At 61.2% G+C, this 14,402-nt stretch carries 10 protein-coding genes and 5 tRNA genes; 9 read left to right on the forward strand and 6 right to left on the reverse strand.

Translation table 11 applies throughout. From position 1 onward, the window contains the following. The first annotated feature begins 21 nt into the window (after positions 1 to 21). Positions 22 to 513 carry a flavodoxin family protein BilS gene (gene bilS / locus DWY95_RS06350; protein ID WP_118552824.1) on the forward strand — a complete coding sequence of 164 codons (492 nt, stop codon included), beginning with the start codon at positions 22 to 24 and terminating at the stop codon, positions 511 to 513. A 78-nt stretch (positions 514 to 591) separates the two neighbouring features. Here the strand turns inward: bilS and DWY95_RS06355 are convergent, their stop codons facing one another. The 3 genes from DWY95_RS06355 to DWY95_RS06365 are packed head-to-tail and all read right to left on the reverse strand — an operon-like array spanning position 592 to position 4,203. After that, positions 592 to 2,508 (reverse strand): fructose-specific PTS transporter subunit EIIC, encoded by a 1,917-nt coding sequence (locus tag DWY95_RS06355; protein ID WP_118552825.1) that lies wholly within the window; start codon positions 2,506 to 2,508, stop codon positions 592 to 594. 37 nt (positions 2,509 to 2,545) lie between these two features. After that, on the reverse strand, positions 2,546 to 3,451 hold the full coding sequence (gene pfkB / locus DWY95_RS06360; RefSeq protein WP_118552826.1) for a 1-phosphofructokinase: 906 nt from the start codon (positions 3,449 to 3,451) through the stop codon (positions 2,546 to 2,548). Further along, positions 3,448 to 4,203, reverse strand: a complete 756-nt coding sequence (locus DWY95_RS06365; RefSeq protein ID WP_118552827.1) for a DeoR/GlpR family DNA-binding transcription regulator — start codon at positions 4,201 to 4,203, stop codon at positions 3,448 to 3,450. The genes pfkB and DWY95_RS06365 overlap by 4 nt, the downstream gene beginning before the upstream one ends. Before the next feature lie 356 nt (positions 4,204 to 4,559). On the opposite strand from DWY95_RS06365, the gene DWY95_RS06375 reads away from it, so the two are divergent. Next, the gene (locus DWY95_RS06375; protein WP_118552829.1) at positions 4,560 to 5,330 is read left to right on the forward strand and encodes a Cof-type HAD-IIB family hydrolase; all 771 of its coding nucleotides are present in this window, start codon (positions 4,560 to 4,562) and stop codon (positions 5,328 to 5,330) included. Positions 5,331 to 5,446: 116 nt separating this feature from the next. Here DWY95_RS06375 and gltA read toward each other — a convergent pair whose 3' ends face one another. After that, complete coding sequence (gene gltA, locus DWY95_RS06380; protein ID WP_118552830.1) at positions 5,447 to 6,841, reverse strand: NADPH-dependent glutamate synthase; 1,395 nt, start codon at positions 6,839 to 6,841, stop codon at positions 5,447 to 5,449. 1 nt (position 6,842) lies between these two features. Beyond that, entirely contained in the window at positions 6,843 to 7,688 is an 846-nt protein-coding gene (locus DWY95_RS06385; RefSeq protein WP_097792369.1) for a sulfide/dihydroorotate dehydrogenase-like FAD/NAD-binding protein, read from the reverse strand. 338 nt (positions 7,689 to 8,026) lie between these two features. Between DWY95_RS06385 and DWY95_RS06390 the strand changes: the two genes are divergently transcribed. From DWY95_RS06390 to DWY95_RS06420, 7 genes are all read left to right on the forward strand, one after another. Beyond that, a tRNA-Gly gene (locus DWY95_RS06390) sits at positions 8,027 to 8,102 on the forward strand. A gap of 7 nt (positions 8,103 to 8,109) precedes the next feature. Then, positions 8,110 to 8,185, forward strand: a tRNA-Val gene (locus tag DWY95_RS06395). A 3-nt stretch (positions 8,186 to 8,188) separates the two neighbouring features. Then, positions 8,189 to 8,262, forward strand: a tRNA-Asp gene (locus DWY95_RS06400). Between the two features lie 7 nt (positions 8,263 to 8,269). Continuing rightward, positions 8,270 to 8,345 (forward strand) — tRNA-Phe (locus DWY95_RS06405). 30 nt (positions 8,346 to 8,375) lie between these two features. After that, positions 8,376 to 8,451: transfer RNA gene (locus DWY95_RS06410), tRNA-Gly, on the forward strand. Positions 8,452 to 8,546: 95 nt separating this feature from the next. Further along, positions 8,547 to 10,328, forward strand: a complete 1,782-nt coding sequence (locus DWY95_RS06415) for an ABC transporter ATP-binding protein (protein WP_158577529.1) — start codon at positions 8,547 to 8,549, stop codon at positions 10,326 to 10,328. Next, entirely contained in the window at positions 10,325 to 12,205 is a 1,881-nt protein-coding gene (locus DWY95_RS06420; RefSeq protein WP_118552832.1) for an ABC transporter ATP-binding protein, read from the forward strand. The genes DWY95_RS06415 and DWY95_RS06420 overlap by 4 nt, the downstream gene beginning before the upstream one ends. A gap of 132 nt (positions 12,206 to 12,337) precedes the next feature. Here DWY95_RS06420 and DWY95_RS06425 read toward each other — a convergent pair whose 3' ends face one another. Further along, positions 12,338 to 14,290, reverse strand: coding sequence for a glycerophosphoryl diester phosphodiesterase membrane domain-containing protein (locus tag DWY95_RS06425; RefSeq protein WP_243082622.1), 1,953 nt, complete (start codon positions 14,288 to 14,290; stop codon positions 12,338 to 12,340). Between the last annotated feature and the right edge of the window lie 112 nt (positions 14,291 to 14,402).

Raw genomic sequence — 14,402 nt, forward strand, 5'->3', positions numbered from 1 at the left:
CCGATGAAAAAGGAGAATCGTATGAGCTACTCGATCGTATACAGCAGCCAGACCGGCAACACAAAGCAGCTGGCAGAGACCCTTCGGGAAACGCTGCCGCAGGAAGGCTGCCGCTACTTCGGCACACCGGCAGAAGCCGCAGCGGAGGCCGACACCCTGTATGTGGGCTTCTGGACCGACCGGGGCCATGCCGATGCAGACTGCAACGCCTTTTTGAAAACGCTGCGCGGCAAAAAGGTCTTTCTGTTCGGCACCGCAGGCTTCGGCGGCAGCGCGGAGTATTTTGCAAAGATCCTGAGCGCCGTGCAGGCGGAGCTGGACCCCAGCAATACCGTTGTGGGGACCTATATGTGTCAGGGCCGGATGCCCCAGTCGGTGCGGCAGCGGTATGAAGCGATGAAGCAGCAGCCGAACCCGGCCTCCAATCTGGACATGCTGATCGAAAACTTTGACCGTGCATTGGCCCATCCGGATGCCGGAGACCTCGAACGCCTGAAGCAGGCAGTGCAATAAAACGCAAAAACGGCTGGCCCTCCTGGAGTACGGAGGGCCAGCCGTTTTGCTTATGGATTCAATAAAACCGGAAGGGAGTTACTCGGTGCGGGTCTTCTTGAGCAGGCTCAGGATGACGGCGCCCACGATGCTGCCAGCGGCCAGTGCCACCACATACATCAGGGCGTGGTCCACGACGGGGAAGACGAAGATGCCGCCATGGGGTGCGCGCAGGGCGCAGCCGAAGGTCATGGAGAGCGCACCGGCCAGCGCTGCGCCGATGACGCAGCTGGGCAGGACGCGGAGCGGGTCAGAGGCGGCGTAGGGGATAGCACCCTCGGTGACGAAGCACAGGCCCATGACGTAGTTCACGATGCCGTTGCGGCGCTCGTCGGGGGTCCACTTTTTGGGGCAGAAGGTGGTGGAGAGGGCGATGGCGAGGGGAGGCACCATGCCGCCCACCATGACAGCGGCCATGACCTCATAGTTGCCGGAGGCCAGCGCGGCCGTGCCGAAGACGTAGGCGGCCTTGTTGCAGGGGCCGCCCATGTCCACACTCATCATACCGGCCACGATGGCACCCAGCAGGACTTTGGAAGTGCCGCCCAAGGCGTTGAGCCAGTCGGTCATGGCGGTGTTGATCATGCCCATCACCGGGTTGATGCCGCACATCACAGCACCCACGATGAGGATGCCGCCCAGCGGGTAGATGAGCATGGGACGGATGCCGTTCAGGCTGGCGGGGAGCTTTTCGGTGATCTTCTTCAGGAACTCGACCACATAACCGGCCACGAAACCGGCCAGCAGAGCCGCCAGGAAGCCGCCGGAGATGCCGGCGGTCTCACCGGAGGCAAGGCCCGCGAAGTTGGTGCCGTTCATGGCCAGAACGCCGCCTGCAAAACCGACGGCCAGACCCGGTCGGTCTGCGATGGACATGGCGATGAAACCAGCCAGGATGGGGAGCATGTAGCTGAAGGCGGCGCTGCCCACCGTCTTGAAGAAGGCTGCGATGGGGGTGTTCATGCCGAAGTTGGAGGGGTCGATGGTGTAATCGTCCAGCAGGAAGGCCAGCGCGATCATGATGCCGCCGCCCACGACGAAGGGCAGCATGTGGGAAACACCGTTCATCAGGTGCTTGTACACGGTGTGGGCCGCGCTGTCGGAGGCACCGGGTGCATCGCCCGCAGCCTTGTCCTTGCTGTGGTAGATGGGCACCTCGCCCCGCACGATCTTCAGAATCAGCTCTTCGGGCTTGTGGATGCCGTCGTCCACGCGGGTGAAGAGTACAGGCTTGCCGTCAAAGCGGGCAGTCTCCACGTTCTTGTCCGCCGCCACGATGATGCCGTCGCAGGCCGCGATCTCCTCACGGGTCAGGATGTTCTTGGCACCGTCGGAACCGTTGGTCTCGACCTTCACGGGCAGCTCCAGCTTGGTGCCAGCCTTGGTCAGCGCCTCGGCGGCCATGTAGGTGTGGGCGATGCCGTTGGGGCAGGCCGTCACAGCCAGCACCCGGAAGCCGTCCTGCGGGATGGACTGGTCGGTGAAGCTCTCGCTGCCGAACTGCGCTTCCTCCTGCTTGTCGATGGCGTCCAAAAATGCCTGCGGCGTTCTGGCAGTGCGCAGCTGTTCCACGAACTCCTCGTTCATCAGCATCTGCATCATCCGGGCCAGCATATCCACATGCAGGCTGCCGTTCTGCGGGGCTGCGATGGCGAAGAGCAGGTCGGTCTTGCCGTCGTCGTCGGGGTTGTACTGCACCGGGCTGCTCAGTCGCAGTGCGGCCAGACTGGGCCGGGTGACGACGTCGCTCTTGGCATGGGGCACCGTGATGCCGTTGTCCACGTAGGTGGAGCCTTCTTCTTCGCGGGCATAGAGCGCCTTTTTATAGGCCTCTTTATCCAGAATGTTGTTGTGGGTGGACTGCAGCTCCACGACCTTGTCGATGATCTCATCCTGATTGGATGCTGCAACATCCAGCGCAATGGCATTCAGGGAGAAAAGCGAGGTGATACGCATAGGGGATTCTCCTTTCCTTCGTTCAAAGCGTCACAGCTCAGAGCGCTGCGAGCAGTGCGTCGATCTCCGATTTTTTGGCAAGCCCCAGGCTGAACGCCGTGGCGCTGCCGCAGGCGGTGCCCAGACGGAGGGCGTCGTCATAGCGGCCGGTCTGCAAATATCCGGCCACGAAACCGGCTACCATGCTGTCGCCTGCACCCACGCTGTTGACGACCCTGCCTTTGGGGCAGCCGATGCGGTGCACGGCACCGGTCTCGTCCACCAGCAAAGCACCATCGCCCGCCATACTCACCAGAACGTTCCGGGCACCCTGCGTTTGCAGGGCGCGGGCAGCGGCGGTGATCTCCTCGTCGCCGGTCAGGACTCTGCCCACCAGCTCGCCCAGCTCGTGGTTGTTCGGCTTGATGAGGAAGGGGTGGTAGGGCAGAACGTTTGCCAGCAGGGCGCGGGTGGCGTCCACGACACAGCGCACACCCTTGCCGTCCAGCCGGGCCAGCAGCCGCTCGTAGGTGTCCTGCGGCATACTGGACGGGATGCTGCCTGCGAGGATGAGCACATCGCTTTCGGTCAGCGCATCGAGCTTTTCTTCCAGCGCGTGCAGGGCCGAAGCCGGGATGGCGGGGCCTGCGCCGTTCAGCTCGGTCTCCTCCCCGGCTTTGATCTTCACGTTGATGCGGGTCATGCCGTGGTCCAGATGAATGAAGTCGGTGCGCAGGCCCTGCGCGGCCAGACCGCGTTCCAGCCAGGCACCGGTCTCACCGGCCACGAAGCCCAGAGCCACGCTCTCGCAGCCCAGCTCGTGCAGCGCACCGGACACATTGATGCCCTTGCCGCCCAGCACACAGTCCTCCCCGGCGGCGCGGTTCACCTCGCCGACTTCCAGAGCCTTGTCCAGGCGGACGACATAGTCGATGGCAGGATTGAACGTAACGGTATAGATCATGATTCCGTCTCCTTTATCAAAGTGAATTGCCGGTATTTGGGGTTGGGGCAGCGGTTGGTCAGGATGGCACCGCTGTGCAGGTCGGTGATGACGGCGGGGTAGACTTTGGCGAACTTCGAGTCATCCACGAGGAACCAGGCCTCCCGCGCCTGGTGGACAGCAGCCGCTTTCACAGCGGCTTCCTCCGGGTCCGGGGTGGTGAACCCGGCCTCCAGCGCCACGCCGTTGGCCCCCATGAACGCTTTGGTGAAGTTGTACTGCTGGATGGCGCTGAGCGCCGCCGCCCCGATGATGGCTTCGGTCTGGGGCCGCAGCATCCCGCCGGGCAGGAACACCCGGCAGCCCTTCTGGGCCAGCAGCCGGGCGTGGGCCACGCCGTTGGTCACATAGCAGGCATGCAGGGCCGGGCCGGTCAGCGCCCGCGCCACCGCCAGTGTGGTGGAACCGGCGTCCAGAAAGATGAAATCCTCCGGCTCGATCAGGGCCGCAGCGGCCCGCGCGATGCTGTGTTTCTGATCCACAGCCAGCTCTTCTTTGGCGGCCATGGTGGGTTCGTCGGTGCGGAAAGGGCTGTCCGGCAGGGTGGCACCGCCGTGCACCTTGTTCAGCCGGCCCATCTTGTCCAGCTCGTTCAGGTCGCGCCGGATGGTGGATTCGCTTGCGCTCAGGGCCTCGCACAACTCCTGTACCGTAGCCGTCCGCTGGCGGGCCAGCAGATCCAGGATGAGGGCGAAGCGTTCTTCTGCCAACATGAAAATCTTCACTCCTTTTGGTGGATTGTGATTTTATTTGGAGCTTTCTGCGTCTCTCTGCCCCTATTATAGCAAAGAATACGTCAAAATCAATCACGAAATGCCAAAAAGAATCAACAAAAATAAACTTCAAAATTTGAGCATCTCGCACAAGAAGTGGGATACATGAAACGATTTTGCAGAAAAAAGGAGCCGATTTTCACGCAGAACGCGGAAAACAGCTGCTTCTTTGTGACGGATTTTGACGGAATTGCGATTTTCGGATCTGAAGGAAAAAGAATCTTTGGCAGCCGGGTTGCGTGTGCTATAATAAAGGTGTTCTATATCTACATCTGCGCAAAAAGAGGAGCGATACGATGAAGCCAAGGATCATCTTTTTTGACATTGACGGCACACTGGTGCCCCTGAAAGAGGGCATCCGCCCCAGAACGGTGGAAGCTCTGCAAAAACTGCGGCAGAACGGCATCAGGCTCTGCATTGCCACAGGCCGTACCCCCATGGAGATGCCGAAGTTCGAGGGGGTGACGTTTGATGCGCTCCTGACCTACAACGGCTCATACTGTTTTACGCCGGAGCGCGATATTTTCAAGAACCTCATCCCGAAAGAGGACATTGTGACCCTCCGCCGGAATGCGGCTGCACTGGGGCGGCCCCTTGCACTGGCCACGGACAGCCGTCTGGTGGCCAACGGCACCGAACCAGACCTCGAAGAATATTTTGCCATCGGCGGGGTGAAGCTGGTCGTGGCCGACGACTTTGACGAGGTGGCGCAGGGCGAAGTCTTTCAGGTGCTGATGGGCGGCCGGGAGGAAGAGTATCCCGCCATCCTGAACGATGTCACCCATGCCAAGATCGCCGCCTGGTGGGACCGCGCAGTGGACATCATCCCGGCCAACGGCGGCAAGGGGGTCGCGGTGGAAAAGGTGCTGGAGTTTTACGGCATCGACAAGGCCGACAGCATGGCATTTGGCGACGGCAACAACGACATCGAGATGTTCGGGGCCGTCGGCACCGGCGTTGCCATGGCCAATGCCTCTGACCGGCTGAAAGCCGTTTCCGCAGATACCTGCCGTGACGTAAAAGAGGACGGCGTCTACTGGTACTGTCTGGAACATGGGCTGCTCTGAAAAGGCTCGCAAGAGTTTGTTTATGGTACGATGAAAAAGAGGGGAGGACCATAAGGAACGTGGAAAAAAAACAGAGGTGCTGCATCGCAGCACCTCCGCTTTTTTATAGGACCGGTTTACTTATTCTGAATGTATTCGTCGATGGCCTTGGCGGCAGCTTTGCCGGCACCCATGGCCTTGATGACGGTGGCGGCACCGGTCACGGCGTCGCCGCCGGCATACACGCCCTCGCGGCTGGTCTTGCCCTCGTCGCCTTCGGTGACGATGCAGCCGTGCTTGTTGGTCTCCAGACCGGGGGTAGTGGAGCGGATGAGCGGGTTGGGGCTGGTGCCCAGGCTCATGATGACGGTGTCCACATCCATCGTGAACTCGCTGCCCTTCTTCTCGATGGGGCGGCGGCGGCCGGACGCATCGGGCTCGCCCAGCTCCATCTCCACGCAGGTGATGGCCTTGACGAAGCCCTCGTCGTCGGAGAGGATCTCCACGGGGTTGCACAGGGTCTTGAAGATGATGCCCTCTTCCTCGGCGTGTTCGACCTCCTCCTTCCGGGCAGGCAGCTCAGCCATGCCGCGGCGGTAGACGATGTAGACGGTGTCAGCACCCAGGCGCAGGGCGCTGCGGGCGGCGTCCATGGCGACGTTGCCGCCGCCGACGACGGCGACCTTCTTGCCGGCGCGGATGGGGGTCTTGCTGGTGGGCAGATATGCCTTCATCAGGTTGGAGCGGGTCAGGAACTCGTTGGCGGAGTACACACCCTTCAGGCTCTCGCCGGGAATGCCCATGAAGCGGGGCAGACCGGCACCGGAACCCACGAAAACGGCCTCATAGCCGTACTCGCCCATCAGCTCGTCGATGGTCAGGACCTTGCCGATGACCATGTTGCACTCGAAGTCCACGCCCATCTTCTTCAGGCCGTCGATCTCCTGCTGGACGATGGCCTTGGGCAGACGGAACTCAGGGATGCCGTACATCAGCACACCGCCTGCCACATGCAGGGCCTCGTACACAGTGACCTTATAGCCCAGCTTTGCCAAGTCGCCCGCAGCGGTCAGACCGGCAGGACCTGCGCCGATGATGGCGACCTTGTGACCGTTGGATTCGGGCACGATGGGAGCAGTGTGGACGTTCTCACGGTGCCAGTCGGCTACGAAGCGCTCCAGGCGGCCGATGCCCACCGGCTCGTTCTTGATGCCGCGGGTGCACTTGCCCTCACACTGGCTCTCCTGCGGGCAGACACGGCCGCAGACGGCGGGCAGGGAAGAGGAGCGGTTGATGACCTGATACGCGGCCTCAAAGTCGCCCTCGGCCACATGGCCGATGAATTCCGGAATGTCGATGCCGACCGGGCAGCCGGTCTGGCAGGGCTTGTTCTTGCAGTGCACACAGCGCTTTGCCTCGTTCACAGCCATCTCGGCGGTGTAGCCCAGCGCAACTTCCTCAAAGTTCTTGTTGCGGACGTTGGGGTCCTGGGTGGGCATGGGGCACTTTTTCGGGTCCATATTGAAAGCCATCTTACTTTGCCTCCTCAGTCTTGAACAGATTGCAGGCCTTTTCGCGGGCCTTGGCCTCAAAGGGGCGGTACATGGTGCCGCGGGCCATGGCCTCGTCGAAATCCACCAAGTCGCCGTCAAAGTCGGGGCCGTCCACGCAGGCAAACTTGGTCTCGCCGCCCACGGTCAGGCGGCAGCCGCCGCACATGCCGGTGCCGTCGATCATGATGGGGTTCATGGAAACGATGCTCTTCAGGCCGTGCTTCTGGCAGGTCTTGACCACGAATTTCATCATAATGAGCGGGCCGATGGTGATGACCAGGTCGTACTGGTTCCCGGCGGCTACCAGCTCGTCCAGCGCAGCGGTCACGACGCCCTTGGTGCCGTAGCTGCCGTCGTCGGTCATGATGCGCAGTTCATCGCTGCAGGCCCGGAACTCGTCTTCGAGGATGAGCAGGTCCTTGCTGCGGAAGCCAACGACGCTGTGGACCACACAGCCCTGCTCGTGCAACTCGCGGGCAATGGGCAGAGCGATGGCGCAGCCGACGCCGCCGCCCACGACACAGACCTTCTTCAGGCCCTCGGTCTCGGTGGCGCGGCCCAGCGGGCCGACGAAGTCGTGGACGCTGTCGCCTGCGTTCAGGCTGTTCAGCTCCATGGTGGTACCGCCGACGATCTGGAAGATAATGTCCACGGTGCCCTTTTCGCGGTCGTAACCGGCCACGGTCAGGGGGATGCGCTCGCTGTCCTCGAACGGGCGCACAATGATGAACTGGCCCGGCTTTGCCTTTTTGGCAATGAGCGGGGCTTCAATGACCATCTTCGTCACGGTGGGGTTCAGCGCGACTTTTTCTGTGATCTTGTACATTGCGTTAGCTCCTTTTTCTGGCAGAATCTCGGCATGAAAATACGCCTGCCCACCCGCACGGCGGTGCAGACGCAGAAACATGCAGCATTTGACAACTCTATTATAACCTCATTGATAAGGGAATGCAATTGAATTTTGCTTGTGTCTGCCCCGGCACAGGTGAAGAACGGGCAAAGCCCCGGCCCCCGCGCAGCCATCGTGAAAAAACTTTTCGCGCTGATGGGCTGTTTTTGCAAAAATTGAGCTTTTTTGAAAATTTATGGTTGACAAAGCCCCCGCTGTGCGGTATAATAACCAACGTCGCCGGGAACGAAACCCCGGCACGACACATGAAATGTGCGGCCGTAGCTCATCTGGTAGAGCGCCACCTTGCCAAGGTGGAGGTAGCGAGTTCGAGCCTCGTCGGCCGCTCCATTTATGTGGAAGTTTAGCTCAGCTGGGAGAGCATCTGCCTTACAAGCAGAGGGTCAGCGGTTCGAGCCCGTTAACTTCCACCATGTGGCCCGGTAGCTCAGTTGGTTAGAGCACCAGCCTGTCACGCTGGGGGTCGTCGGTTCGAGCCCGATCCGGGTCGCTTTTATGCCTCTGTAGCTCAGTCGGTAGAGCAGGGGACTGAAAATCCCCGTGTCATTGGTTCGATTCCGATCGGAGGCACCAAAAATCGGTACACGCAAGTGTGCCGCATCTGCGGCCGTAGCTCATCTGGTAGAGCGCCACCTTGCCAAGGTGGAGGTAGCGAGTTCGAGCCTCGTCGGCCGCTCCAGACGAAAAGCCACTGCATCAAATGTGATGCGGTGGCTTTTTTCGCACAGTCGTCCAAATTGGTTCGGAATCGGAACAGGAGGGGAAACTGCACCTATGATCTTTGGTAAGTATATCAACCGCTACTATCTCAGGCACGCCCCGGCGCTGCTGCTGGGGCTTGCGGCGCTGCTGACGGTGGACTACATCCAGCTGCTCATCCCGCAGCTGTACCGCCTGGTCATCAACGGCATGAACCTGGGGCAGGTGGTGGTGGGCGGCGAGACGCTGGCCTTCACCAAAGAGGTGCTGCTGCAGCACATCTGCCGGCCCATGATCTGGATCGTGGTCCTGATGGTGATCGGGCGCTTTTTGTGGCGCGTCTGCTTCTTCGGCTCGGCCGTGCGGGTCGCGGCAGACCTGCGCGAGCGGATGTTCGACCACAGCCGCAAGCTCTCGCAGCAGTATTATCAGGTGAACAAGGTCGGCAACCTGATGAGCCTTTATACCAACGACCTCGACACCATCCAGGAGTGCTTCGGCGACGGTGTGCTGATGTTCTTCGACGCACTGACGCTGGGCCTGCTGGCTCTGTATAAGATGTGGCGGATGGACGTCCGGCTGACGATGCTCGCCCTCATCCCGGCCCTTATCATGTTCGTCATCGGTACGCTGATGAGCCGGGTGATGACCCGGCGCTGGGAGGAACGCCAGCAGGCCTTCTCGGATCTCTCCGACTTTGCACAGGAGAACTTCTCCGGCATCGCAGTCATCAAGGCTTTCGTCAAGGAGCTGAAAGAGCTGCTGGCCTTCCGGAAGCTGAACAAGGAGAACGAGGAGATCAACGTCACCTACACCAAGATCGCCACCCTGCTGGAAGTCCTCGTGACCCTCTTCGTCGAGTCGGTCATCTGCATCATCCTGGGCTACGGCGGCTATCTGGTCTACTGCGGCCGGTTCAATGCAGGCCAGCTCGTGGAGTACATCGGCTACTTCGAAGCCATCGTCTGGCCCATCATGGCCGTGTCCATGCTCATCGAGAAGACCTCCCGCGGCAAGGCGTCCCTCAACCGGATCACCGAGCTGCTGGATGCCCCCATCGACGTGGCCGACCGCCCCGGTGTGCCCGACCTGAAGGACCCGAAGGGCGCCATCGAGTTCCGGGACCTGACCTTCCGCTACCCGGACGGCGAGTTCGACGTGCTCAAGAACATTTCCTTCAAAATTGAACCCGGCGAGAGCGTGGGCATCGTGGGCAAGACCGGTGCGGGCAAGACCGCGCTGGTGGACCTGCTGCTCCGCACCTACAATGTGCCGGACGGCACCCTCTTCGTGGATGGGCAGGATGTGAACCGCGTGTCCATCCACTCGGTGCGCAATGCCTGCGCCTATGTGCCGCAGGAGAACTTCCTCTTCTCGGACACCATCGCCCACAACATCGCATTCGGCGTGGATGACGCCACCCAGGAGGACATCGAGCGGGCCGCCAGCCTGGCCGATGTGCGGGACAACATCGTGGACTTCAAGGACGGCTACGAGACCGTCCTCGGCGAACGCGGCGTCACCGTTTCCGGCGGGCAGAAGCAGCGCATCTCCATTGCACGCGCCCTTTTGAAGGATGCGCCCATCCTCATTCTGGACGACTCCGTCTCGGCGGTGGATACCCGGACGGAGAAGATCATTCTGGACAACCTGAAGGCCAGCCGGGCAGGGAAGACCACCCTGCTCATCGCCCATCGCATTTCCACGGTGGAGCGGCTGGATAAGATCATCTTCCTCGAAGACGGCTGCGTCGAGGCCGTTGGCCCCCACGACGCACTCTATGCCTCCTGCGGGGAATACCGCCGCATGGTCGATCTGCAGCGGCTGGAAGACGAAATGGGAGGTGACGAGGCATGAGCTGGAATCCGCTTTTGCTGGTGGGCGCGGTCATCGGCGTCATCACCGCGCTGCTCATCGCTGCCTATGTCAGCGTGAAGGATAAGAAGACCTCTATGGGCTTCGAGCGCAACATGGACGACGGTGAGATCCTGCGCCGCCTGGCCGGGTATGCCCAGCCCTATCTGGGCCGATTCGTCCTCGTGGGCTTTCTGATGCTCTTCTCCATCGCCTACGACATCGTTTCGCCCCTCATCGTCGGCTCCATCGAAGAGCTGGTCGTCAGCGAGTTTGAGCTGAACGCCCTCTTTGCGGGGGTGGCCGTGTATGCGGGCGTACTGGTCTTTTCGATGGCCAGCACCTATTTGCAGGCCGTGATCTTACAGCGGGTGGGCCAGCGCATCATTTCAGACCTGCGCGAGGACCTCTTCACCCACATCGAGTCCCTTTCCCATGAGCAGCTGAACGAGATCCCCGTGGGCAAGCTGGTCACCCGTGTGACCAACGACACCAACGCCATCTCGATGATGTTCACCAATCTGCTGGTGCAGCTGACTAAGAACTGCTTCGTCATCCTGGGCATCCTCACCGCGATGATCTGCCTGAACTACGAGCTGACCCTGATGGTGCTCTGCTTTGTGCCCTTCATCGTGCTCTTCACGGTCATCTTCCGCAAGTTCTCCCGCCGGGCCAACCGCAAGCTCAAGAACGCGACCACCGATATCAACACCTATCTTTCCGAGAACCTGTCCGGCATCAAGGTCACCCAGATCTTTGGCCGGGAGGACGAGAAGATGGCGGACTTCCGCAAAAAGAGCCAGAATCTGGCCCGGGCCAATCAGGAGCAGATCTTCGTGTTCAGTGTGTTCCGTCCGCTGGTGTATATGCTCTACATCAGCTCCATCCTCTGCCTGTTCTATCTGGGCGGCATGGGCCACCTGAACAACGTCCGCTTTCTGGGCCAGACCCTTTCCAGCGGCACGGTCGTTACCTTTTATATGTACATCTCCAAGTTCTTCACCCCCATCCAGAACCTGGCCGAGCAGTTCAACTGGCTGCAATCGGCGCTGGCCTCGTCGGAGAAGGTCTTCTCCATCATGGACCTGCAGCCGAAGATGGTGGATGCCCCTGATGCCATCGAGCTGGACGAGGTGAAGGGCGAGATCGAGTTCCGCGACGTCTGGTTCAGCTATGTCCCCGGCGAGTGGGTGCTGCAGGGCGTCTCCTTCCACGTTGACCCCCGCGAGACCGTCGCCTTCGTCGGCTCCACCGGCTCCGGCAAGAGCACGATCCTGTCCCTCATCTGCCGCAACTACGAGTTCCAGAAGGGTGAGATCCTGATCGACGGCATCGACATCCGGAAAATTAAAATTTCCTCGCTGCGCCGCCACTTCGGCCAGATGCTGCAAGATGTGTTCCTCTTCTCCGGCACCATTCGCAGCAACATCGTCCTGCGGGAAGAGGGCATTTCGGACGACGAGATCCTGGAGGTCTGCCGCTACGTCAACGCCGACAAGTTCATCGCAAAGCTCGACCACGGCTTGGACGAGGAAGTCCGCGAGCGCGGCAACAACTTCTCGGCCGGTCAGCGCCAGCTGCTCAGCTTTGCCCGCACCATCATCCACAAGCCCAGCGTGATGATCCTGGACGAGGCCACCGCCAACATCGACACTGAGACCGAGCTGCTCATCCAGGACTCGCTGGAAAAAATGCGCACCGTCGGCACCATGCTCATCGTGGCACACCGTCTGTCCACCATCCAGCATGCGGACAACATCATCGTCCTCTCCCACGGCAAGATTCTGGAGCAGGGCACCCATCAGCAGCTTCTGGCCAACCACGGCCGGTACTATCAGCTCTATATGCTGCAGTACCACAAAGAGCAGCTGAGCCAGTGACCACCACCCCTGCCCGGCAGGGAATCTGAACAAAACAGGAACCCCCTCTTCTGCGTTTTCGGCGGAAGAGGGGGTTCCTTTCATTCAGGCCCAGCTGGATGAGCAGGATAGCGGGCCTCCTTTTGGCTGGGATCATGCGGCATCCAGGAACTCTTCCGGGTCCTCGATGACATCTTCGATGACATCCTCCGCCTCGTCCGAAACTTCTTCGTCCGGGGCGGGGAAGAACCAGCCCTGGATCGCATCGCGGAGCGAGAGCAGGGTGGTATCCATCTCGGCGTTCTGGCGCAGCAGCTCATGCACCAGGTCAGGCTTGTCGGTGATGAGGTCGTCTGCGCCCAGCTCCATCATGTGGCGGGCATCGTCCTCCTGGGCGATGGTCCAGGCCGAGATGGTCTTGCCGCGCAGGTGGATCTGATTGACCATGCCGGAGGTGATGAACGTATGCTCCACGCTGAAAAAGTCGGCATCCGGCAGGTCGTAGTAGTTGCCGACGCCCAGCGCCAGAATGTAGCCGGTGGGGATATCCGGGGCCAGCTCCTTGACTTTGTGCAGCGTCTCATAGCTCTGCGAGGTGATGACGCAGTGCCCCTCGAAACCGTAGGCCCGAAGCAGACGGACGGTCTCGGCTTCCAGCGTCGGGGTGGCGGCGCTGGGCTTGATCTCCACGTTCAGGTCGATGCGGCCCTGACAGAGCTGCAGCACTTCCTCAAACGAGGGGATGCGCGTCCCGGCAAAGCGGGCGCTGAACCAGCGGCCCGCGTCCAGCGCTTCGATCTCCGCAAAGGTCAGGTCATACACCTTGGCGTTTTTGCCGGTGCAGCGCTTCAGGCTGGTGTCGTGGGTCACGACCACCACGCCGTCCCGGCTCATCTGGACATCCAGCTCGATGCGGTCGCCGCCCTTCCGGATGGCAGACCGGAAAGCGGGGATGGTGTTTTCCGGGGCAATGGAGCAGTCGCCGCGGTGGTAGGTGACAAGGGGCGTCACACCGCCCACCGCCGAGAGCAGGGCGTCGTCCTGGGGCAGGCTGAGCAGATAGACCGTGGTGGCGCAGCTCGCGAGGGTGACGCCTGCCACAAGAGCCGTCAGCAGCAGGCGGCCGCTGCGGCGGGCGGGCTTATCGCCCGGCTGCACGTCCGGCTGGGGCCGGCCCTGTATCCGGAAGTAGAGCAGACCGAGGATGGTGCACTGGGCCACGGTGACCCGGCAGTCCAGCAGAAAGCCGAAGAAGGGCAGCTCCACCAGCTGCAGTGCGCGGGAGAGCAGCAGCATGGCACGGGTGCTTTCCAGCCCTACCAGCGCCGCGATGCCGTACAGCAGGGCAGCGGCCAGCGCAAAGAGCAGGCCGGTGCGCAGCAGCACTCCGATGTTCCACCGGGCCAGCGCAGTCAGGACTTCGCAGAACCGCTGCTTCACACAGCGGCAGCTCTCTTTTACGGCGGAGCCGAACGATTTGCGTTCCAGCATGAACAGGGGCAGCACCAGAGCAAAGAAGACGGTCAGCAGCACAACGGCCAGAATGCCTGCCCCATACAGCGCCAGAATGCCCGGCTTTGCCCGGATGACGCCCAGAATATATTCGGGCACGGCCAGCTGGGTGATGTAGCTGGCGGTGACGTACATGTCCGTGAACGGGATGAGGAGCACACAGTAGAGCAGGATGGGCCAGTTTTTCGGGTGCAGCACGTGGCGGATGTCCGCGAGGGAGACCCGGAACAGGGCGGGCAGACCGGAAGGCTCCCCCCGGCGGGCCCGGTCCAGCCCGTGCAGCACGATGGAAAATTCATACAGGTTCCAGAGCGCCACCAGAATGGCGATGAGCGCGATGCCGCCCAGAATGCTGGGGGCCGTAAAGATCTGGTGCGCGTTGGTGTTCGTCAGGTAGTTCACCGGCGAAACGCGGAGCGTCAGGCTCCAGATGCCCCGCATGGCGGGGAGGAACACAAGCTCGGTGAGGAGCTTATACAGTACGATGGCGGTGATGAGGGCAGTTTCGGCCCGCCGGACGAGGGCCTGTGTTTCCTGCCGAAGCGCCCGGTAAGCGGCATTTGCCTGCCGCAGGGTGCAGTTGGAACGGCTCAATAAGATCTCACCTCGGTTGAAAGATCCGTTTTTTCAGAACGTTATATATTTATAAGTAGTATACCACAAAAAACGGCAAAAGAAAGCGACGCTTCCCGACCGTTTCGCCCAA

It is taken from the genome of Faecalibacterium sp. AF28-13AC, assembly GCF_003478405.1.
GTDB lineage: Bacteria > Bacillota > Clostridia > Oscillospirales > Ruminococcaceae > Faecalibacterium > Faecalibacterium prausnitzii_E.

What these genes read in the sequence shown, in the direction of transcription:
- DWY95_RS06355 (WP_118552825.1), bottom strand. Translation starts at nt 2,508, where the DNA reads ATGCGTATCACCTCGCTTTTCTCCCTGAATGCCATTGCGCTGGATGTT.
- DWY95_RS06415 (WP_158577529.1), top strand. Translation starts at nt 8,547, where the DNA reads ATGATCTTTGGTAAGTATATCAACCGCTACTATCTCAGGCACGCCCCG.
- DWY95_RS06385 (WP_097792369.1), bottom strand. Translation starts at nt 7,688, where the DNA reads ATGTACAAGATCACAGAAAAAGTCGCGCTGAACCCCACCGTGACGAAG.
- pfkB (WP_118552826.1), bottom strand. Translation starts at nt 3,451, where the DNA reads ATGATCTATACCGTTACGTTCAATCCTGCCATCGACTATGTCGTCCGC.
- gltA (WP_118552830.1), bottom strand. Translation starts at nt 6,841, where the DNA reads ATGGCTTTCAATATGGACCCGAAAAAGTGCCCCATGCCCACCCAGGAC.
- bilS (WP_118552824.1), top strand. Translation starts at nt 22, where the DNA reads ATGAGCTACTCGATCGTATACAGCAGCCAGACCGGCAACACAAAGCAG.
- DWY95_RS06365 (WP_118552827.1), bottom strand. Translation starts at nt 4,203, where the DNA reads ATGTTGGCAGAAGAACGCTTCGCCCTCATCCTGGATCTGCTGGCCCGC.
- DWY95_RS06375 (WP_118552829.1), top strand. Translation starts at nt 4,560, where the DNA reads ATGAAGCCAAGGATCATCTTTTTTGACATTGACGGCACACTGGTGCCC.
- DWY95_RS06420 (WP_118552832.1), top strand. Translation starts at nt 10,325, where the DNA reads ATGAGCTGGAATCCGCTTTTGCTGGTGGGCGCGGTCATCGGCGTCATC.